The organism is Pseudomonas sp. ADAK21 (genome assembly GCF_012935735.1).
GTDB lineage: Bacteria > Pseudomonadota > Gammaproteobacteria > Pseudomonadales > Pseudomonadaceae > Aquipseudomonas > Aquipseudomonas proteolytica.
On sequence record NZ_CP052857.1, the window covers coordinates 716,347 to 735,355 of the forward strand.

Consider the following 19,009-nt stretch of genomic DNA (forward strand, 5'->3'; position numbering starts at 1 on the left):
GTAGCGACACACGAAGCCCACCTTTTGGTGGGCTTTTTCATGGGCGCACAGTTTCGTGCGATCACCGCCCAAAACCCGCCCTCCCCCAATTGAATCGCCCCGGCAACGCCACGCACCATGGCCCGCACCTGAAAACCACCAATAACAACAGGTCCCACGCCATGAGCACTTTGCACCCTCGCCGGCTATTGCTGGCTACCGCTGTCGCCAGCCTTGCCCTTCCCGCTGTCGCCGAAGAACACGGCTTTCTCGAAGATGCCAGCGCCAACCTCAACCTGCGCAACTTCTTCTTCAACCGCAATTTCACCGACCCGACCAAGACCCAGGGCGGTGCGCAGGAGTGGACGCAGAGTTTCATCCTCGACGCCAAGTCCGGCTTCACCCAGGGCACCGTGGGTTTTGGCGTGGACGTGCTGGGTATGTACTCGCAAAAGCTCGACGGCGGCGGCGGCTCTGGCGGCACTCAACTGCTGCCCCTGGATCACGACGGCAAACCAGCGGACAACTTCGGTCGCCTGGGGGTGGCGTTCAAGGCGCGGTTTTCCAAGACCGAGCTGAAAGTCGGCGAGTGGATGCCGGTGTTGCCGATCCTGCGTTCGGACGACGGTCGCTCCCTGCCGCAAACCCTGCGCGGCGGGCAGATCACCTCCAGAGAGATCGACGGCCTGAGCCTGTATGGCGGCCAGTTCCGCGCCAACAGCCCGCGTGATGACAGCAGCATGACCGACATGTCGATGTTCGGTAAAACCGCCTTCACCTCCGATCGTTTCAACTTCCAGGGCGCCGAATATGCATTCAACGACAAGCGCACCCAGGTCGGCGTGTGGAATGCCCAACTCAAGGACATCTACCGCCAGCAATACCTCAACCTGACCCACAGCCAGCCCATGGGCGACTGGACCCTGGGCGCCAACCTGGGCTTCTTCTACGGCAAGGAGGACGGCAGCGCCCGTGCCGGCAACCTGGACAACAAGACCTGGTCCGGCCTGTTCTCGGCCAAGTACGGCGGCAACACCTTCTACGTCGGCCTGCAAAAACTCAGCGGCAATAGCGCGTGGATGCGGGTCAATGGCACCAGCGGCGGCACCCTGGCCAACGACAGCTTCAATGCCAGCTATGACAACGCCGAGGAAAAATCCTGGCAGCTGCGCCATGACTACAACTTCGCCGCGCTCGGCGTGCCCGGGCTGACCCTGATGAACCGCTACATCAGCGGCAGCAACGTGCATACCGCCACCGTCAGCGACGGCAAGGAATGGGGCCGGGAAAGCGAAGTCGGCTACACCGTGCAAAGCGGCAGCCTGAAAAACCTTACCCTGCGCTGGCGCAATTCCAGCATGCGTAGGGACTACAGCAACAACGAATTTGATGAAAACCGGTTGATCGTCAGCTATCCGATAAGTCTGCTGTAAACCGGCGACAATCTTGCTGTATGGTGCGCGCCTGCCGCTGCTGATCCCACTCAGTAGCGGCCTTTACCTGAGCCCGCGCACACCATGAAGCCCGCCGTCCTCGCTACCGCCCTGTTCGCCCTGGCACTTTGCCTCAGTGGCTGCATCGGCGCGCCCGTAGCGTTGACGCCACTGACCGAACAACGCCTGCAAACCCAGGCGCCGATCCGCTTTTTGCTGACCTTCGATGATGGCCCCAGCGCTTCGGGCTACGCCAACCCCAGCCGTTCGGTGATTCAGGATCTGGCCGACAACCCGGTGCAACCGGGGATCAAGGCGATCTTCTTTTTACAGACCGACGCCTGGCGCGCCGGTGGCAGCCCGCGCGGGCGCAAGACCATGGCGCGTGAGCACGCTGCTGGCCATATCCTGGCGTTTCACACTGCCACGCGCTGGCACAGCAATCACCGTCTGCTCAATGACAACGACCTGGAACAGACCCTGCGCCAGGGCGCCGCGAGCATCGCCTCGATCACTGGCGCCGCACCGAGGCTGGTACGCCCACCGTTCTGGAACTACGACCGACGGACCTTCGCCGCGTACCAGCGCCACGGTATGCATATTCTGTTGACCGATTTAAGTGCCAATGACGGCAAGATCTGGGGCTTCAATGCCAGCCCCCAGCGCCGCGCCAACCTGTTGCGGCAGCTGTCGCTAGTGCGCGAACGCATTGCCCTGGGCCAGTTGCCGACCGTCGACGGGGTGATTCCCGTGGTCGTCACCTTTCACGACATCAACCGCTATACCGCCCGGCACCTGCAGGAATACCTGCAGATCCTGATGGACAGCGCCCAGGCCAATGGCTTGAAAACTGCCGCTGAACCGTTCTACAGCGACCGCTCGGCGCTGGAACGTGGCGCCCTGGCCCGCACCGTAAAAGACCTCCACGAGGTGGTGCAGTTGCCCGGTATGTGGAATTGGGTGTGGGACGCGGACGCCCGATGAGGCGCGTGAACCCGGAATAAAACACTCCTTCTCCATGAGTATCTGTCGACTATCTTGAGCCAGATACTTTAAGTCATTAAAAAAACCGGTATTACTTTCTTCAGGAACGTTTACCCAACAACCCACCACCGACTCTCAAAGTGCATACGTCCTAGCGAGAGTCTGTAATGGTGAACTTACCTGCTTCAACATATCCCAACGTCATCCTTTCTACCCCACCCTCCGAAACTTCCGGCCAAAAAACCACTCCCGCCGTTACCGTAATTCAAAGCCCCCACATACAAGAAGCGACCGCCCGCCTTACATCAAAGTCAAAACTCCTACCCGAGCAGAATTACGTCGAGAAATACCCAAACTACACAAACTCGGCGCTACTCTTTAGCGATAACAACATAAAAGTCATCCATAAATCCTCCTGGACAATTGAAAAAGAGGATGGCTATAGCAATATCAACAACGTTCTTCAAATAGAAACCGGAGACAAAGCAGACACTATAAAAGTCAGCCAACCTTCAGCCAACGAAATCAACTTGCAAGTCAATGGCGCTCACTACACTTTAAAGCTCAACAACCATGAAGACTACCCTGAAGAACTGCACATAAAATCCAAAGGCGGCTATGACAAAATCAAGGTTGATCCCAGCGTCACCGTACCCATCACCATTGAAGGTGGCAGAGGCAATGACCAGATTGAAGCCCTTGGCAGTGGTTTGACTGCAGTCTATGGCGGGGCTGGAAATGATGACATCACCTTGGGCAGCGGGGCCGGTTATGCCGAAGGCAACAGTGGCGATGACAAAATGAAAGGCGGGACCGGTAAATCCGTGATGTATGGAAATACCGGCAGAGACCAGATATTTTCTGGCGCCGGGAGCAAAGGTACTTTCAGCTACATGGATGGGGGCGCAGACGACGACTTCATGATCAGCGAAAGCCCCTTTAACGTGATGCACGGTGGCCCCGGCCAGGACTTTATGTACGGAAAAGGCCCTACCACCTTTTATACCGGGCGGGGCCGGGACACCGTCTTTGCAAACGATGCCCGCGACAAAGTCTATGCCGATGCCGGGGATCGTGTGTGCCGGGTTCCCGGTTCTACATTAAGACCAGTCACAATAAGCGATGCCGGCAATAAGGGCTTGAATATCGAAGGCACAGATAAGTTCCGACAGCGTACAGAAGATGATCTTGAGTTCTTTAGAAACTCGCCGACTGCGCAAAAGATGCTCACCGAGTTAGACCAGGCCGCCGAGCGCAATGGTGCTCCCGTCACGATCAAAGAAACCTTGAACCGCTCTAACTATTCGTTCGCCAACGCGTTCACAAGAGAAACCGACAAACAACTCAAGGACTATGACGATATCAGCGAGTCCGCACAGTTAGGTTTCATCCACGACAATACCAAGGGTTCGGTGGCGACCAGCGCGACGATACACAGCAACCCGCGCATCATATTCACTCCCACCCTGATAACGCCGATAGTCGAGCTCTACCATGAAATGGCACATGCCTATAACGGCGCCACTGGCACTTTCTTACCGGGTACAACCACTAGACCTGATCTGGAGGTTCCAGAGCCCAACTCAGAGCGACAAGCCGTTGGCGTGGAGACCGATGCACCGGCCTTTGATTTTGACAACGACCGCGCCACTCCCCCCACGACAACCAACCCCAAGACCTTTACCGAAAATGCGCTGCGTGAAGAAATGGGCTTTCCCCTGCGCAAGTCTTACTCTCACATTGACTGAGCAATAATCAGCCGCCCTGAGCGATGCATGAGGGGGAGAAGCCGCCCTCAACCGCGCGACTCAACCCCCAACTCATCCCATACCGACTCCGCCAGGTGGAAGGTCGCATTGGCCGCCGGGATCCCACAGTAGATCGCGCTCTGCATCAGCACTTCCTTGATCTCGGCGCGGGTCACGCCATTGCTGGCGGCGGCCCGCAGGTGCAGCTTGAGCTCTTCGTTGCGGTTCATGCCGATCAGCATCGCGATGGTGATCAGGCTACGAGTGTGCCGGGGCAAACCCGGGCGGGTCCAGATGTCACCCCAGGCGTGGCGGGTGATCATTTCCTGGAACTCACTGTTGAACTCGGTCAGGGCATTGAGGCTGCGATCGACATGGGCATCGCCCAGCACTTCACGACGGACCTTGAGGCCATCGGCATAACGTTGTTTCTCGTCCACAAAATTCTCCTATATTGACTGCGGGGTTGTTGTGGCGAGCGGGCTTGTCCCGCGCTGGGCTGCGTAGCAGCCCCAACAAGATCGCAGTGTTTTATCAGATAGTCCGAGGTGACTGATTTTAGGGCTGCTGCGCAGCCCAACGCGGGACAAGCCCGCTCGCCACAACCACAACCACAACCACAACCACAACCACAACCACAACCACAACCACAACCACAACCACAACCAAACCCAAACCCCATCAATCAGCTAACAAAAAGGCCAGCACCCGATCGCTGAACGCAGCCCCGGCTTGTACGTTGGACAGGTGCGCCGCGTAGAACTCGGCGTACTCAGCCCCCCGTACCTGCTCCTGGATAAAGCGGCTGCCAGACGGCGGTGTCACCGCATCTTCAGTACCGGCGATCACCAGGGTCGGCACGCTGATCAACGACACTTGCTCGCGCAAATCGGCATCGCGCACCGCGCCACAGTTGGCGGCGTAACCGGCGGGATCGGTGGCGGCCAGCATGTCGGTAATCCGCTGGGCCTGCTCGGGATGGGCCTGGGCAAAGTCTGCGGTAAACCAGCGCGCAATCGACGCATCGCGCAGCGCCACCATGGCCGCCGGGCCATCGCGCAGGACCATTTCTATTCGAGGGTTCCAGATATCCGCAGTACCGATTTTCGCTGCGGTGTTGCACACCACCAGTTTGAGCAAGCGTTCGCCAGCATTGATGCCCAGCCACTGGCCAATCAGGCCGCCCATGGACAAGCCGCAGAAATGCGCGCGTTCGATGTTCAGCGCATCCAGCAGCGCCAGCACATCCCGCCCTAGCTGTTCGATGCTGTAGGGGCCTGCGGTAACCAGGGATTTGCCGTGGCCACGGGTATCGAGGCGCAGCACCCGAAAGTGCTCGGTGAACGCCGGCATCTGCGTGTCCCACATCCTAAGGTCAGTGCCCAGTGAGTTGGACAGCACCAATACCGGCGCACCTTCGGGGCCTTCCAGTTGGTAATTCAGTTCGCCATCGGCGAGTTGTACAGATCCCACAGCAGCCTCCTCAGGCAGAAAATGCAAAGTGTTCGGCCACGGCGCGGCTGACCCAGGTCTGTGCCTGGCCCAGGTAATGCGCCGGGTCCAGCAGGCGATCCAACTCCAGCGCCGACAGCTCGGCGGTGACTTGCGGCTCATCGGCCAACACCGCGCGCAAATGGCGCTGCTCGGCGACGGCGCGTTTGCAGCACTGCTCCAGTAAGTGATGGGCGGTTTCACGTCCCAGGCGCTGCGCGAGCACGATACTGACGGCTTCGGCCAGCACCAGCCCCTGGGTCAGGTCGAGATTTTTGCCCATGCGTTGCGCGTCGACTTCCAGGCCTTCGCTCACCAGCAGCGCCTGATGCAAGGCGCCGGACACCAGGCGGCAGATTTCGGGCAAGGTCTCCCACTCGGCATGCCACAGGCCCAGGCTGCGTTCGTGTTCCTGGGGCATGGCGCTGAACATCGTCGATACCAGGCCTGGCACACGGGTGGCCGCACTGATCAGTACAGCGGCGCCCACCGGGTTGCGTTTGTGCGGCATGGTCGAGGAACCGCCCTTGCCCGGTGCCGACGGCTCGAACACTTCCGCCGCTTCGGTCTGCATCAACAGGCTGATATCCCGACCGAGCTTGCCGAGGCTGCCGGCGATCAGGCCAAGGACGCTGGCAAACTCCACCAACCGATCACGCTGGGTGTGCCAGGGTTGTTCCGGCAGCGTCAGTTGCAACTCCGCCGCCAGGGCTTGCGCCACCGGCATCGCCTGTTCGCCCAACGCCGCCAAGGTGCCGGACGCCCCGCCGAATTGCAGGACCAGCAGGCGTGGCTTCAACTCCTGCAGCCGTTGGCGACTGCGCGTCACCGCCCCCAGCCAACCGGCGATTTTCATCCCCAGGGTGACCGGCGTGGCGTGCTGTAACCAGGTGCGCCCGGCTAATGGCACATCGGCATAACGCTGCGCCTGGGTGGCGAGCACCGCGCCCAGCCGGGCCAGGTCTGCCTCGATCAGCACCAGCGCCTGGCGCAGTTGCAGTACCAGGCCGGTGTCCATCACATCCTGGCTGGTGGCGCCCAGATGCACATAGCGCTCGGCGCCGGCGTCTTCACTGGCAATCAACTTGCCCAGGGCCTTGACCAACGGAATCGCCGAATTGCCCGCCGTGGCAATCGCTACGCCGAGGGCATCCACGTCATACAACGAGGCCAGGCAGGCCTGGGCAATCGGTGCCACGGCGGCCGGCGGGATCAACCCGACCCGGGCCTGCGCCCGGGCCAATCCGGCTTCAAAATCCAGCATGCCCTGCAAGCGTCCCTGGTCACAGAACACCTCGGCCATGCTATCGGCGGTGAAGTAAGCGTCGAACAATTGGTTGCTCGTGCGCAATGTCATAACTCATCCCTTACAGATCGTGGTGCAAGTACTCAGCCTGTTTCGGTAGGCGCAGGCTGAACAGGAACGCAATGGCCATCATGCCGGTCACGTACCAGTAGAAGGTGTTTTCCAGGCCGATGGACTTCAGGCCCAGGGCCACGTATTCCGCCGAACCACCGAAGATCGCATTGGCCACCGCATAGGCCAGGCCTACACCAAGGGCGCGTACTTGTGGCGGGAACATTTCCGCTTTTACCAGGCCGCTGATGGAGGTGTAGAAACTCACAATCGCCAGCGCCAGGGTAATCAGTACAAAGGCCAGGAACGGGCTGGTCACGGTTTTCAGGGTCAGCAGGATCGGCACCGTGCACAGGGTGCCGAGGGCGCCGAACCAGAGCATCGAGTTACGGCGGCCGATCTTGTCCGAGAGCATGCCGAACAGCGGCTGCATGCACATGTAGAGGAACAGCGCGCCGGTCATGATGTAGCTGGCGGTCTTGGCGTGCATGCCGGCGGTGTTCACCAGGTACTTCTGCATGTAGGTGGTGAAGGTGTAGAAAATCAGCGAGCCGCCAGCGGTGTAGCCGAGCACGGTGATAAACGCGGCCTTGTGATCACGGAACAGCGCGGCAATGCTGCCGGCGTCCTTGTTGTCACGCATTTCCTTGCTGGTGGTTTCTTTCAGGGAGCGGCGCAGCAACAGCGAAATCACCGCCGCCACCGCACCGATCACAAACGGAATGCGCCAGCCCCAGGCCCGCAGTTCGTCTTCGGTGAGCAGTTGTTGCAGGATCACCACCACCGACACCGCCAGCAGTTGCCCGCCGATCAATGTCACATATTGGAACGACGCGAAGAAGCCGCGCTGGCCCTTGAGTGCAACTTCACTCATGTAGGTTGCCGTGGTGCCGTACTCGCCGCCCACCGACAGGCCCTGGAACAAGCGCGCCATCAGTAGCAGCGCCGGCGCCCAGGCGCCGATGTCTTTGTAGGTGGGCAGGAAAGCGATGACCAGCGAGCCGGCACACATCATCAGCACCGAGATCATCATGGAGTTCTTGCGCCCGTGCTTGTCGGCGACCCGGCCAAACAGCCAGCCACCGATGGGGCGCATCAGAAAGCCTGCGGCGAACACGCCCGCGGTGTTGAGCAGTTGCACCGTGGGGTCGTCGGAGGGGAAAAACGCCGGGGCAAAATAGATGGCGCAGAAGGCGTACACGTAGAAGTCGAACCATTCGACCAGGTTGCCGGAAGAGGCCCCGACAATCGCAAAAATCCTTTTGCTGCGTTCTTCTCCGGTGTAGTGACTGGTATTCGTTGTCATGTTGTTTTCACTCGAGGGGAACGGGTTAGAGTCTAGACATACTTTGCAACAACCTCGTTCCGCAAGCAGACCTTTGGATTGCGGGCGCCTGTACCGACCTCATCGCAGGCAAGCCAGCTCCCACAGGTGATCGCATTCCAATGTGGGAGCGGGCTTGCCCGCGATGGGGCCCTTTCAGACTACTCAGTAATCGAAAAACACCGTTTCTTCATCTGTCCCCTGCAGCACCACATTCCACTGATAAACCCCCGCCGCATCCGCCTTGGCCACCAAGGTCCGCCGCCGCTCTGCCGGCACACACGCCAGCAGCGGGTCATCGCCATTGGCCGCCTCGCCCTCGAAATAAATCCGCGTCAGCAAGTGCTTCACCAAACCACGGGCAAACACCAACACCACCAAATGCGGCGCCTGGGTTGTGCCCTTGAGGCCCGGCACGCTGCCGGGCTTGATGGTGCTGAAACGGAAACGCCCTTCACCATCCACCGGGACCCGGCCAAACCCTTCGAAGTTGGGGTCCAGGGCTTTGTCCTGGTCATCCTCGGGGTGGTCATATTTGCCGGCGGCGTTGGCCTGCCAGACTTCCAGCATGGCGTCGTTGACCACATCGCCATTGCCATCCACCACTTGCCCGGTGATCGCCACGCGCTCGCCGAGGGTACCGGCGTTGGCCAGGTCTTCGCGGTTCAGCCAGGTCAGGCCGATGTGATAGTACGGCCCGACGGTGTGGGACGTGGTTGCGTTAAGGGTCATGTCATTTCTCCATCGGCGTGGCGTCACGGCCGCGCAGGACGATGTCCCAGCGGTAGCCGAGGGCGTAGTGCGGCACGGTCTTTTCCAGGTCGAAACTGGCGATCAGGCGTTCCTTGGCCGAAGTGTCGGGCACGCAGTTGTAGATCGGGTCATAGGCCAGCAGCGGGTCGCCAGGGAAGTACATCTGGGTCACCAAGCGCGTCAGCACGCTGGGGCCGAACAGCGAGAAGTGAATGTGCGCCGGACGCCAGGCGTTGTGATGGTTGCCCCACGGATAGGCCCCAGGCTTGATGGTCTGGAACTGGTACCAGCCATCGGCGTCGGTAACGGTGCGACCGGTGCCGGTGAAGTTCGGATCCAGGGGCGCATCGTGCAAGTCGCGCTTGTGGTTGTAGCGACCGGCAGCGTTGGCCTGCCAGATCTCGACCAGGATGCCCGGTACAGGCAGGCCGTTTTCATCCAGGACCCGACCGTGAATGATGATGCGCTCGCCTTGGGGTTCACCATCGTGCTGGGCAGTCAGGTCGTTGTCGTGCTCGGCGACGCGTTCGGCGCCGATGGTCGGGCCGGTGATTTCCGATAGCGAATGGGGCAGAAACACCAACGGCTTGGACGGCGAACGCAGGTTCGTCGACTGGTACGCCGGGTGCAGGTAATCAGGCTGAGTACCCGCTTGCGGGCGCCGGTATCCGGGCTTGTCACTCATGGAGTCATCCTCTTTATTCTTGTCAGTCTCAAACGCGTTCAATCGCCAGGGCCAGGCCTTGGCCGACGCCAACACACATGGTCGCCAGGCCTTTGCTGCCGCCGGTTTTTTCCAGTTGATGCAGCGCGGTCAACACCAGGCGCGCACCGCTCATGCCCAGCGGATGGCCCAAGGCAATTGCGCCACCGTTGGGATTGACCTGGGTTGCGTCGTCCGCCAGGCCCAACTCGCGCAGCACCGCCAGGCCTTGGCTGGCGAAGGCTTCGTTGAGTTCGATCACATCAAAGTCGCTGACGGCCAGGCCCAGGCGCTCAACCAGTTTGCGCACCGCAGGCACCGGGCCGATGCCCATCACACGGGGTTCGACCCCGGCGCTAGCCATGCCCAACACCCGGGCGCGGGCAGTCAGGCCGTGCTTTTTCACGGCTTCGGCGCTGGCCAGAATCAAGGCCGCTGCGCCATCGTTGACGCCGGAGGCGTTGCCGGCGGTGACGGTCTTGCCCGGACCATTGACGGGCTTGAGCTTGGCCAGGGCCTCGAGGCTGGAGTCGGCGCGTGGATGCTCGTCATGCTCCACCAGGGTCTCGCCTTTTTTATGGGCGACCCGCACCGGCACGATTTCTTCAGCGAAGAACCCGGCAGCCTGGGCAGCGGCCGTGCGTTGCTGGCTGCGCAAGGCGAAGGCGTCCTGGTCGGCGCGCGAGACTTTATAGTCATCCGCCACGTTGTCAGCGGTCTGCGGCATGGCATCGACGCCGTACTGGGCCTTCATCAACGGGTTGATAAAACGCCAGCCGATGGTGGTGTCCTCCAGCTTCATGTTGCGCGAGAACGCGGCATCGGCCTTGCCCATCACGAACGGCGCACGGGACATCGACTCGACGCCACCGGCAATCGCCAGCTCCATTTCGCCACTGGCGATGGCGCGGAACGCGGTGCCGATGGCGTCCATGCCCGAGGCACACAAACGGTTGAGGGTCACGCCAGGGATGCTCGATGGCAAGCCGGCCAGCAGCGAAGCCATGCGGGCCACGTTGCGGTTGTCTTCGCCAGCCTGGTTGGCGCAGCCGAGGAACACTTCGTCGACCGCGGTCCAGTCCACCGACGGGTTGCGCGCCATCAGTGCCTTGATCGGCAAGGCCGCCAGGTCATCGGCGCGCACCGTGGACAGGCCACCGCCGAAGCGGCCGATGGGAGTGCGGATCGCATCACAGATAAACACGTCGCGCATCAGGCTTCTCCTGGGGTTTGGCCATGGGCGGCGGCGGTACGGGCTTCAAGGTCGCGCAAGGCGTTCAGTTCAATGTCGGTGGGCTCGGCGCTGGTTCCGAGTTGATCGGCAAAACGCACCGCCCAGCCGGTGGCGGCGATCACTTGCTCGCGGGTCACGCCTGGGTGCAAAGCCGTGACCACAAATTCGTGGGTGCCCTCTTCCGGTTCCATGATGCACAGGTCGGTAATAATCCCTACCGGGCCTGCGCCTGGTAAACCGAGGCGCTTGCGCGAATCGCCGCCTTCGCCATGGCCGACCGAGGTAATGAAGTCCAGTTTGTCGACAAACGAACGGGACGACTGCTTGAGGATGATCAGCACGCTCTTGGCGGAACCGGCGATTTCCGGCGCGCCACCGGCGCCCGGCAGGCGCACCTTGGGCTGATGATAGTCACCGACCACGGTGGTGTTGATATTGCCGAAACGGTCGACCTGGGCCGCGCCTAGAAAGCCGACGTCAATGCGCCCGCCCTGCAGCCAGTAGCGAAAAATCTCACCGGTGGGGACTACGGTATCGGCGGTTTCCGCCAGTTCGCCGTCACCAATGGACAGCGGCAGTACCGAGGGTTTGGCGCCAATCGGGCCGGACTCGTAGATCAACACCACATCTGGCGAAGACGTCAGGCGCGCCAGGTTGGCGGCCTTGGACGGCAGGCCGATACCGACGAAGCATACCGAGCCGTTTTTAAGGCGACGCGCAGCGGCGACGGTCATCATTTCATTGGTCGAGTAAGTCATTACTTGGCCTCCTGGGCGGCAGCCAGCTTGGCCTGGAATTGACTGAAGTCGGCGGTGCCATGGATGTATTCATCGATCCAGGCGGTAAACGTCCCACGATCCCGAGCGATCGGGTCCCAGGCTTGATAGAAGCGATTGTCGCGTTCGGTGTAACCGTGGGCGTAGGACGGATGCGCGCCACCCGGCACATGGCACACGGCGGTCAGGGCCCAGGTCGGCAGTACGCAGGCGTTCATCGGCGCGTTGAGGTCATCGACGATCTCTTCGACAGTGACGATGCAACGCTTGGCCGCCAATGCCGCCTCTTTCTGCACCCCAAGGATCCCCCACAACAGCACGTTGCCCTTGCGATCGGCCTTTTGCGCATGGATCACGGTGATGTCCGGGCGCACCGACGGCACCGCCGCCAGCACTTCGCCAGTGAAGGGGCAGGTCACGGTCTTGATCAACGGGTTGACCTTGGGCAGGTCGGAACCGGCATACGCCCGCAACACCGCGAACGGCAAGCCGGAAGCGCCGGCCACGTAGGCGTTGGCCAGGTCCGCATGGCTGTGTTCTTCGATCTCCAACGGTTGCGGCCATTGCTTCTCGACCGCGTCCCGCAGGCGATGCAGGGAACCCACGCCAGGGTTGCCGCCCCACGAGAAAATCAACTTGCGCGCACAGCCGGCACCGATCAGTTGGTCGTAGATCAGGTCGGGCGTCATGCGTACCAGCGTCAGGTCTTTCTTGCCCTGACGAATGATTTCATGACCTGCCGCTGTAGGGATCAGGTGGGTAAAGCCTTCGAGCGCGACGGTATCACCGTCATTGACGAACTGCTTTACCGCATCAGCCAGCGAAAGGATTTCAGCCATGGGGTTGGGCTCCCGATGTAGGTCGAAAAAAGCGCTGGAGGCAGCGCCGAAGTGCTTGAAGAGTAAGCCGGGGCCTGGAGCCAAACAATCCGATAATCGACTATCCGTTCGATAATCGAACAGATTGTTGCTTGGCTAACATTCCGCCAAACACCCCTGAATTCAATGTGAGCACCGTCCATGTGGGAGCGGGCTTGCTCCCACACTTTTGAAGCGTGCCGGCCTTAAATCTCAGGTGGCATCCGCATGACTAACCAGGCCTTTGATCAACACCGCAGTGGTGGCCAATGCAGCCGGAATCACCAACGCCGTCAGCACCTGCTCGAAGTTCCAGCCCAACCCCAGCAAGGTGGCGCCCATCCATGCGCCGAGGATCGCGCCAAAACGCCCAATCCCCAGCATCCACGAGACACCCGTGGCGCGCCCCTGGGTCGGGTAGAACCGCGCGGCCAGCGAAGGCATGGCCGATTGCGCACCGTTGACACACATCCCGGCGATCAACACCAGGGTGGCCAAAAGGGTGATATTGCCCAGGCTTTGGCCCACGGCGTAGGCAAACACCCCAGCCAGCAGGTAGAAAGTACCGATGACCTTGTGCGGATTGAACCGGTCCATGGCCCAGCCCACGCCCACGGCGCTGAGTACGCCACCAAACTGGAACAACGCGCCAATGAATGCCGCCTGTTCCATGCTGGCACCGCTGTCACGCATCAGGGTCGGCAACCAACTGGTCAGCAGGTACACAATCACCAGGCCCATGAAGTACGTGAGCCACAGCAACAAGGTGCCGGTGCTGTAAGTGCCGGAAAAGATCACCGCGAACACATTGCGCGCCTTGACGGTTTTCTGTTCCGGGACACTGAAGCTGGCGGCCTGGGCGACGGTGGCCGGGTCGATGGGTGCCAAGGCCTTGCGCACTTTGTCGGTGCCGCGATTGCGCACCACCAGGTAGCGCGCCGATTCCGGCAGCCACAGCAGCAGCACCCCCACCAGGATCAGGGGCAGGATGCCGCCGATCAGCAGCAAGCTGTGCCAGCCGAACAGCGGTATGAGCTTGGCCGAGATAAACCCGCCACCGGCCATGCCCAGGTTGAAACCACAGAACATGCTGGTCACCAACAACGACTTGTGTCGCTCCGGGGTGTATTCAGACAGCAATGTCGTCGCGTTCGGCATACCGGCGCCCAGGCCCAGGCCGGTCAGGAACCGCAACACCAGTAGCTGATCAACGTTGGTGCTGTAGGCCGAGGCCAGGCTGAAGGCGCCGAACACCAGCACGGCCCCCACCAGCACCACCTTGCGCCCGAACCGGTCGGCCAAGGGCCCCGAGCCCAAGGCGCCAAACACCATGCCGATCAACGCCGCACTCATCACCGGGCCGAGGCTGGCGCGGTCGATCCCCCAATCCTGGGACAGCGCCGGCGCAATGAAGCCCATGGCCGCAGTATCCAGGCCATCGAGAAAGACAATCAGGAAACACAGGATCACCACCCGCCATTGATAGCGGGACAAAGGTTGGGCGTTGATAAAGGACTGCACGTCCAGACATGTACCAACAGAAGGCGAAGGCTGATTCATTGTTTTTATTTCCACACCGATGGCGGGCGGACGACGGTGAGTCGTCATTATTATTGGAGCGAAATCGGACTTGCGGCGTACGCCGTCGCGGTCAATTACGCTGCCGCGACATTAATAAGCCAGGGGAAACACCGTCAATTCATCAAACCGGGATCTGTGCGGTCACCGAACAGCTTAAGCAAACAACTGGGCACTCAGCTCCTGGCTGGCGCTAAGCATGCTCGGCAGGAAGCGTTGCTCCAGCTCGCTACGGCTGACCCGGCCGGCGTGGGTGCTGACGTTCAGCGCAGCCAGCACCTGTCCAGACGCGTCATACACCGGCACGGCAATGGAGCGCAGGCCCTGCTCCAGTTCCTGGTCAACGATGCACCAACCCTGTTGCCGCACTTGTTGCAGGCATTCCAGCAACGCTTCGGGCGTGGTCAGGGTGCGGCTGGTCTTGGTTTGCAGGTCGGCATGATCGAGGTAGTCCTGCAGCGACGCATCATCCAGGGCGGCCAGCAAGATCCGCCCCATGGACGTGCAATAGGCCGGCAGCCGGCCACCGACCGACAGATCCACCGAGATCAGGCGCTGGGTCGTGGCGGAGCGGGCGATATAGAGGATGTCGTCACCTTCCAGGGTCGCCATGTTGCAGGCTTCATGAAGCTGCTCGCTCATGCGGTCCAGGTAGGGCTGGGCAGAAACCGCCAGGGGTGTGGACGACAGGTAGGCATGCCCCAGGGTCAGGACCTTGGGCAACAGCGAGTAGGTGCGCCCGTCGGTAGTGGCGTAGCCGAGTTTGATCAAGGTATGCAGGCAACGCCTGACGGCAGCGCGGGGGATTTCTGTGCGATGGCTGATCTGCGCGATGGTCAGGTGACGCTTGCGCTCCTGGAACGCCTGCACCACGGCCAGCCCGCGTGCCAGGGAGGTCATGAAATCCGGGTCGCCGGTAAACGCCTGGATGCGTTTGGCCGGTGACGCAACGATCGGCGGCGCCACTGAGGCAAAGGAGTTGCGCAATTGATCGTTCATTTCAGGTCCTTTCTCTTATTTTCAAGCGCCATTACAAGCTGCCGCGCGGCAGATGTACAAGGCAGGGGCGCCAAGATTGGGCGATTATCGGACGATCATTCGATAATCGCAATTTGTTGGCTACCTGGATCAGGCGCAGCAGTGTTGACTTAATTAATGCCAATTTTACTTTCAACTGTCACATGCCGGTTATTAAGCAAGTGGCGCCAACTTCTCGACACTATTGAACTACCCTCTCACCAGGCCAAGTTGACGCTTTTTAACTTGTTGACGATAGTCTTATTCAAATGCGCCGCTATAATGCACTCTGCGACAATGTGAAGTGGGCCTGCCGCGCGATCTTTGATCCCGCTGAACCCAGCCCTTGCCTTATCCAGGCCTTGGCCGCATGTACCCAGCCTGAAAAAGAAAACTGTTGCTACGACAGTTGTACTTCCCCGGTGCCGTGGCCGCGCGCAATTCAGAAGTGGTGAGTCGTATGCCTCTTCGTGATATCGCGCTTCACCGGAATCAAACTCAACTCAATTAGGTAGCAATGTGACGAAAGACGAACTGCGCGCGGAACTTGAGCGCCAGGAGCAACGTTACAAGGATGTTTACGGCGGGGAAGTCACCACCTACGCCGCCCAACCGGAGCCGGAACGCAAACCATGGCGCAAACGAGCCAGCCTGCTCGACCAGGCGTTTGCCCAGGAAATCCAAAAGATCGAAAAGGACCTCAAGGCCGAAGAGCCATAAGCTCTGCTGGACTGAGCCCCCTGGCCAGTCACCGCCCTGCCAGCACCTTCTGGCAGGGGCGCCTTGGGCATGCCCTCCAATCGTCAGTTTCGACGCCATTACGAAATTTCATACAGCCGTTTCAGCCGCCTTACCTTAATTGTCGCACCCCACTCCGCACCCTCTATTCTTTACAAATCAATGAGTTGCCAAACCACCGGAATATCTGGTAGCCGCACCCCTCCTCCAAACTAATTCGTTGAAGAATGTTACCGGCGAGCAGCTAGTGCATCGATTACTGAGGTTTTCTGGCATAATCGCGCCCCCTTACGACCGGGTCATAAAACCTTCATGATCGATTTATTCAGCGGACTGGATGCCTGGGTTCTTGTGAGCCTGTTGCTCGCCCTCGCCTTTGTCCTCGCCTTCGAGTTCATCAATGGCTTTCATGACACCGCTAACGCGGTGGCCACAGTCATCTATACCAAAGCGATGCCGCCGCACCTGGCCGTATTCTTTTCCGGGGTGTTCAACTTCCTCGGCGTGTTGCTCGGCGGGGTAGGCGTTGCCTATGCCATCGTGCACTTGCTGCCGGTGGAGTTGCTGATCAATGTGAACACCGGACATGGCCTGGCCATGGTGTTCTCATTGTTGGCCGCCGCCATCACATGGAATCTCGGCACCTGGTATTTCGGGATCCCGGCATCCAGCTCCCACACGCTGATCGGTTCGATCCTCGGTGTCGGCCTGGCCAATGCCCTGATCAACGATATTCCGCTGGCCGACGGGGTTAACTGGCAGAAGGCTATTGATATCGGCGCCTCGCTGGTGTTCTCGCCCATGGCCGGCTTCCTGGTCGCAGCCCTGGTGTTGATTGGTCTTAAATGGTGGCGTCCGCTGTCCAAGATGCACAAGACACCGGACCAGCGCCGCAAGCTCGACGACAAGAAACACCCGCCGTTCTGGAACCGCCTGGTACTGGTGATTTCGGCGATGGCCGTGAGTTTCGTGCATGGTTCCAACGACGGCCAGAAAGGTATCGGCCTAATCATGCTGGTGCTGATTGGTATCGTGCCCGCGCAGTTCGTACTCGATCTGGGCAGCACCACTTACCAGATCGAGCGAACCCGCGACGCCACCCTGCACCTCAACCAGTTCTACCAGCGCAACCACGAAACCCTCGGCGAATTCCTTGCCCTGGGCAAAAGTGTCAGAGACGACCTGCCAGGCAAGTTCCGTTGCAATCCGCAACAGACCGAACCCACCATCAACGCCCTCCTCGGCACATTGAAGGGTGTCTCTGACTACCACTCCTTGACCTCCGACCAGCGCATTGAAGTCCGTCGCTACTTGCTGTGCCTGGACGATACCGCGAAGAAAGTCGGCAAGCTGCCAGGCCTTGATTCCCGCGAGAAGTCGGACCTGGAAAAACTGCGTAAAGACCTGACCGCTACCACCGAGTACGCCCCGTTCTGGGTGATCCTCGCCGTGGCACTGGCCCTTGGCCTGGGCACCATGGTGGGCTGGAAGCGTGTGGTACTGACCATCGGTGAGAAGATCGGCAAGCAGGGCATGACCTATGCCCAGGGCATGTCGGCGCAGATCACCACCGCCACCATGATTGGCTTTGCCAACATCTTCGCCCTGCCGGTCTCCACCACCCACGTGCTGTCTTCGGGCGTGGCCGGGACCATGGTCGCGAACAAGAGCGGCCTGCAAGGCGGCACCGTGAAGACCATCCTGATGGCCTGGGTGCTGACCCTTCCGGCCACGGTGAGCCTGTCGGCCGGGTTGTTCTGGCTGGCATCCAAGGCGCTGGGCAGTTAACAGCCCGCGCAACTGAAAAAGGCGTGACCCGCGAGGGTCACGCCTTTTTTTGTCCTTGTAGGAGCCGGCTTGCCGGCGAAAAACTGGAGAGCAGCACGGGCACCAGGCCCACCGCGTTATCGTTGGCGATTTTCGCCGGCAAGCCGGCTCCTACAAGAACTGCGTCAAAATCCGGGCAAAAAAAAGGGCGACCGAAGTCGCCCAAAATGCCTTGCGTGCTCATGTAACCCGGAAAAACCTATGGTTTTTTACGCTTATTCGCGTCTTTCCAGATAAAAAAACCAAACCCTACAAAAAACAGCACCATGAGGCCGACAGTCAGCACCCCGGCGAAAACCACATTATCGAAAAACATGACCGGCCTCCTGCTCTTGCCCTGTTGCGATGGGGCTAAGTTAACCAAGAAGGCGGGAGGAGAAATTGACGGGGATCAATGTCGCCCGCGACGGGGCGTAAAGAAGGGAAATAACTGACCTGAATCAACAGATTCAGAGCATTTCAGCGTTTTTTCGGTTTGTTTTTCGACTTTTTCTTCGTCTTGCCCAACGGCATGGCCTGCTCGAATGCCTGGCGCACGTCATTCAGGCGCTTGTCGTTGAGGTCATGTACCCGTTTGGCCCGTTCGGCATTCAGGTCGATCAGCTTGTCGTCACTCATGGCATGGCTTACGTGGTGGCTGGAGTGACTCAATAATGCGTCCTGGCCCGCCCGGGGGTCAAACCTCGACATCCACCCACAAACCCTGGCGGGGCGCGTCTTCGATCAGCGGCGCGACTGGCACGGTGTTATCAGCATTGAGCTCATCACCAGGAATGGCCAGGTGCTGCTCGGGATCCTCGTCGGCTTCGCGCCGGCGTTTCTGCTGTTCCTGCTGGCGCCGCTGTTCTTCGCGCAGCATCAGCGTCGATTGTTCGGCGTCGCGGTGCTTGAGGTCGATGGTGCTTTCGTTGGAGCTCGGCTGCGCGGGGACCACCGGTGGAATATCGGGCTTTGGGCGCACGGGGTCGAGTTGCGACGTGACCGGCACAACACTCAAGGGCAAGATCGGTGGCAGCATAATTATTAGTCTCCTGTCAGCAGGCTGTCGGCTGGCGCACCAGCGACTTGAGCCCAGGCTCGCCAACTTGTGACCCAGTCGTCAGTCACCCGTGCCCTGGCACCCGTCGAATCGCCCTCTTTCATCCCTGCAAGCGGAGTAGTTTTTGTCAGAGTCCTTTGGCTGGGGCCCTTGTTCCGTTAGAATAGTCGG

At 60.2% G+C, this 19,009-nt stretch carries 20 protein-coding genes; 5 read left to right on the plus strand and 15 right to left on the minus strand.

The window, feature by feature from the left end:
* Positions 1 to 161 precede the first annotated feature (161 nt).
* The 3 genes from HKK57_RS03345 (at position 162) to HKK57_RS03355 (ending at position 4,144) form a co-directional block, all read left to right on the plus strand.
* Positions 162 to 1,412, plus strand: a complete 1,251-nt coding sequence (locus tag HKK57_RS03345; RefSeq protein ID WP_169389782.1) for an OprD family porin — start codon at positions 162 to 164, stop codon at positions 1,410 to 1,412.
* 84 nt (positions 1,413 to 1,496) lie between these two features.
* Positions 1,497 to 2,396 carry a polysaccharide deacetylase family protein gene (locus tag HKK57_RS03350; RefSeq protein ID WP_029297056.1) on the plus strand — a complete coding sequence of 300 codons (900 nt, stop codon included), beginning with the start codon at positions 1,497 to 1,499 and terminating at the stop codon, positions 2,394 to 2,396.
* A 167-nt stretch (positions 2,397 to 2,563) separates the two neighbouring features.
* On the plus strand, positions 2,564 to 4,144 hold the full coding sequence (locus HKK57_RS03355; RefSeq protein ID WP_169389783.1) for a M91 family zinc metallopeptidase: 1,581 nt from the start codon (positions 2,564 to 2,566) through the stop codon (positions 4,142 to 4,144).
* A 47-nt stretch (positions 4,145 to 4,191) separates the two neighbouring features.
* Here the strand turns inward: HKK57_RS03355 and pcaC are convergent, their stop codons facing one another.
* The 11 genes from pcaC to pcaR form a co-directional block, all read right to left on the minus strand.
* On the minus strand, positions 4,192 to 4,584 hold the full coding sequence (gene pcaC, locus HKK57_RS03360) for a 4-carboxymuconolactone decarboxylase (RefSeq protein ID WP_029297061.1): 393 nt from the start codon (positions 4,582 to 4,584) through the stop codon (positions 4,192 to 4,194).
* A 241-nt stretch (positions 4,585 to 4,825) separates the two neighbouring features.
* Complete coding sequence (gene pcaD / locus HKK57_RS03365; RefSeq protein WP_092234121.1) at positions 4,826 to 5,617, minus strand: 3-oxoadipate enol-lactonase; 792 nt, start codon at positions 5,615 to 5,617, stop codon at positions 4,826 to 4,828.
* Between the two features lie 10 nt (positions 5,618 to 5,627).
* On the minus strand, positions 5,628 to 6,992 hold the full coding sequence (locus HKK57_RS03370; protein WP_104911744.1) for a 3-carboxy-cis,cis-muconate cycloisomerase: 1,365 nt from the start codon (positions 6,990 to 6,992) through the stop codon (positions 5,628 to 5,630).
* Between the two features lie 10 nt (positions 6,993 to 7,002).
* Positions 7,003 to 8,298, minus strand: a complete 1,296-nt coding sequence (locus HKK57_RS03375; protein WP_029297066.1) for an MFS family transporter — start codon at positions 8,296 to 8,298, stop codon at positions 7,003 to 7,005.
* Between the two features lie 183 nt (positions 8,299 to 8,481).
* On the minus strand, positions 8,482 to 9,048 hold the full coding sequence (gene pcaG, locus HKK57_RS03380) for a protocatechuate 3,4-dioxygenase subunit alpha (RefSeq protein ID WP_029297068.1): 567 nt from the start codon (positions 9,046 to 9,048) through the stop codon (positions 8,482 to 8,484).
* A gap of 1 nt (position 9,049) precedes the next feature.
* Positions 9,050 to 9,754: a protocatechuate 3,4-dioxygenase subunit beta gene (gene pcaH, locus HKK57_RS03385; protein WP_169389784.1), complete on the minus strand. Its 705-nt coding sequence runs from the start codon at positions 9,752 to 9,754 to the stop codon at positions 9,050 to 9,052.
* 28 nt (positions 9,755 to 9,782) lie between these two features.
* Entirely contained in the window at positions 9,783 to 10,988 is a 1,206-nt protein-coding gene (gene pcaF / locus HKK57_RS03390; RefSeq protein ID WP_178121336.1) for a 3-oxoadipyl-CoA thiolase, read from the minus strand.
* A complete protein-coding gene (locus HKK57_RS03395) occupies positions 10,985 to 11,764 on the minus strand; it encodes a CoA-transferase subunit beta (protein ID WP_029297074.1) in 780 nt (259 codons plus the stop codon). Before HKK57_RS03395 ends, pcaF begins: the two co-directional genes overlap by 4 nt.
* Positions 11,764 to 12,621: a CoA transferase subunit A gene (locus tag HKK57_RS03400; protein WP_029297076.1), complete on the minus strand. Its 858-nt coding sequence runs from the start codon at positions 12,619 to 12,621 to the stop codon at positions 11,764 to 11,766. Before HKK57_RS03400 ends, HKK57_RS03395 begins: the two co-directional genes overlap by 1 nt.
* A 231-nt stretch (positions 12,622 to 12,852) precedes the next feature.
* The gene (locus HKK57_RS03405; protein WP_029297078.1) at positions 12,853 to 14,199 is read right to left on the minus strand and encodes an MFS transporter; all 1,347 of its coding nucleotides are present in this window, start codon (positions 14,197 to 14,199) and stop codon (positions 12,853 to 12,855) included.
* 174 nt (positions 14,200 to 14,373) lie between these two features.
* Positions 14,374 to 15,216, minus strand: a complete 843-nt coding sequence (gene pcaR, locus HKK57_RS03410) for a pca regulon transcriptional regulator PcaR (protein WP_029297080.1) — start codon at positions 15,214 to 15,216, stop codon at positions 14,374 to 14,376.
* 537 nt (positions 15,217 to 15,753) lie between these two features.
* Between pcaR and HKK57_RS03415 the strand changes: the two genes are divergently transcribed.
* The gene (locus HKK57_RS03415; protein WP_029297082.1) at positions 15,754 to 15,954 is read left to right on the plus strand and encodes a hypothetical protein; all 201 of its coding nucleotides are present in this window, start codon (positions 15,754 to 15,756) and stop codon (positions 15,952 to 15,954) included.
* A gap of 330 nt (positions 15,955 to 16,284) precedes the next feature.
* Positions 16,285 to 17,760, plus strand: a complete 1,476-nt coding sequence (locus HKK57_RS03420) for an inorganic phosphate transporter (RefSeq protein WP_029297084.1) — start codon at positions 16,285 to 16,287, stop codon at positions 17,758 to 17,760.
* Between the two features lie 37 nt (positions 17,761 to 17,797).
* Here HKK57_RS03420 and HKK57_RS03425 read toward each other — a convergent pair whose 3' ends face one another.
* The 4 genes from HKK57_RS03425 to HKK57_RS03435 all read right to left on the minus strand — a co-directional run bounded on the left by HKK57_RS03425 (position 17,798) and on the right by HKK57_RS03435 (position 18,817).
* Positions 17,798 to 17,983, minus strand: a complete 186-nt coding sequence (locus tag HKK57_RS03425) for a hypothetical protein (protein WP_154906446.1) — start codon at positions 17,981 to 17,983, stop codon at positions 17,798 to 17,800.
* A 15-nt stretch (positions 17,984 to 17,998) separates the two neighbouring features.
* Complete coding sequence (gene ccoM, locus HKK57_RS27195; RefSeq protein ID WP_029297086.1) at positions 17,999 to 18,115, minus strand: cytochrome c oxidase subunit CcoM; 117 nt, start codon at positions 18,113 to 18,115, stop codon at positions 17,999 to 18,001.
* 143 nt (positions 18,116 to 18,258) lie between these two features.
* Positions 18,259 to 18,450, minus strand: coding sequence for a hypothetical protein (locus HKK57_RS03430; protein ID WP_154906447.1), 192 nt, complete (start codon positions 18,448 to 18,450; stop codon positions 18,259 to 18,261).
* 25 nt (positions 18,451 to 18,475) lie between these two features.
* Positions 18,476 to 18,817 carry a hypothetical protein gene (locus HKK57_RS03435; protein WP_029297088.1) on the minus strand — a complete coding sequence of 114 codons (342 nt, stop codon included), beginning with the start codon at positions 18,815 to 18,817 and terminating at the stop codon, positions 18,476 to 18,478.
* Positions 18,818 to 19,009 lie beyond the last annotated feature (192 nt).

What these genes read in the sequence shown, in the direction of transcription:
- HKK57_RS03345 (WP_169389782.1), top strand. Translation starts at nt 162, where the DNA reads ATGAGCACTTTGCACCCTCGCCGGCTATTGCTGGCTACCGCTGTCGCC.
- HKK57_RS03350 (WP_029297056.1), top strand. Translation starts at nt 1,497, where the DNA reads ATGAAGCCCGCCGTCCTCGCTACCGCCCTGTTCGCCCTGGCACTTTGC.
- HKK57_RS03355 (WP_169389783.1), top strand. Translation starts at nt 2,564, where the DNA reads ATGGTGAACTTACCTGCTTCAACATATCCCAACGTCATCCTTTCTACC.
- HKK57_RS03370 (WP_104911744.1), bottom strand. Translation starts at nt 6,992, where the DNA reads ATGACATTGCGCACGAGCAACCAATTGTTCGACGCTTACTTCACCGCC.
- HKK57_RS03375 (WP_029297066.1), bottom strand. Translation starts at nt 8,298, where the DNA reads ATGACAACGAATACCAGTCACTACACCGGAGAAGAACGCAGCAAAAGG.
- pcaG (WP_029297068.1), bottom strand. Translation starts at nt 9,048, where the DNA reads ATGACCCTTAACGCAACCACGTCCCACACCGTCGGGCCGTACTATCAC.
- pcaH (WP_169389784.1), bottom strand. Translation starts at nt 9,754, where the DNA reads ATGAGTGACAAGCCCGGATACCGGCGCCCGCAAGCGGGTACTCAGCCT.
- HKK57_RS03395 (WP_029297074.1), bottom strand. Translation starts at nt 11,764, where the DNA reads ATGACTTACTCGACCAATGAAATGATGACCGTCGCCGCTGCGCGTCGC.
- HKK57_RS03400 (WP_029297076.1), bottom strand. Translation starts at nt 12,621, where the DNA reads ATGGCTGAAATCCTTTCGCTGGCTGATGCGGTAAAGCAGTTCGTCAAT.
- HKK57_RS03405 (WP_029297078.1), bottom strand. Translation starts at nt 14,199, where the DNA reads ATGAATCAGCCTTCGCCTTCTGTTGGTACATGTCTGGACGTGCAGTCC.
- pcaR (WP_029297080.1), bottom strand. Translation starts at nt 15,216, where the DNA reads ATGAACGATCAATTGCGCAACTCCTTTGCCTCAGTGGCGCCGCCGATC.
- HKK57_RS03420 (WP_029297084.1), top strand. Translation starts at nt 16,285, where the DNA reads ATGATCGATTTATTCAGCGGACTGGATGCCTGGGTTCTTGTGAGCCTG.
- HKK57_RS03425 (WP_154906446.1), bottom strand. Translation starts at nt 17,983, where the DNA reads ATGAGCACGCAAGGCATTTTGGGCGACTTCGGTCGCCCTTTTTTTTGC.
- ccoM (WP_029297086.1), bottom strand. Translation starts at nt 18,115, where the DNA reads ATGTTTTTCGATAATGTGGTTTTCGCCGGGGTGCTGACTGTCGGCCTC.
- HKK57_RS03435 (WP_029297088.1), bottom strand. Translation starts at nt 18,817, where the DNA reads ATGCTGCCACCGATCTTGCCCTTGAGTGTTGTGCCGGTCACGTCGCAA.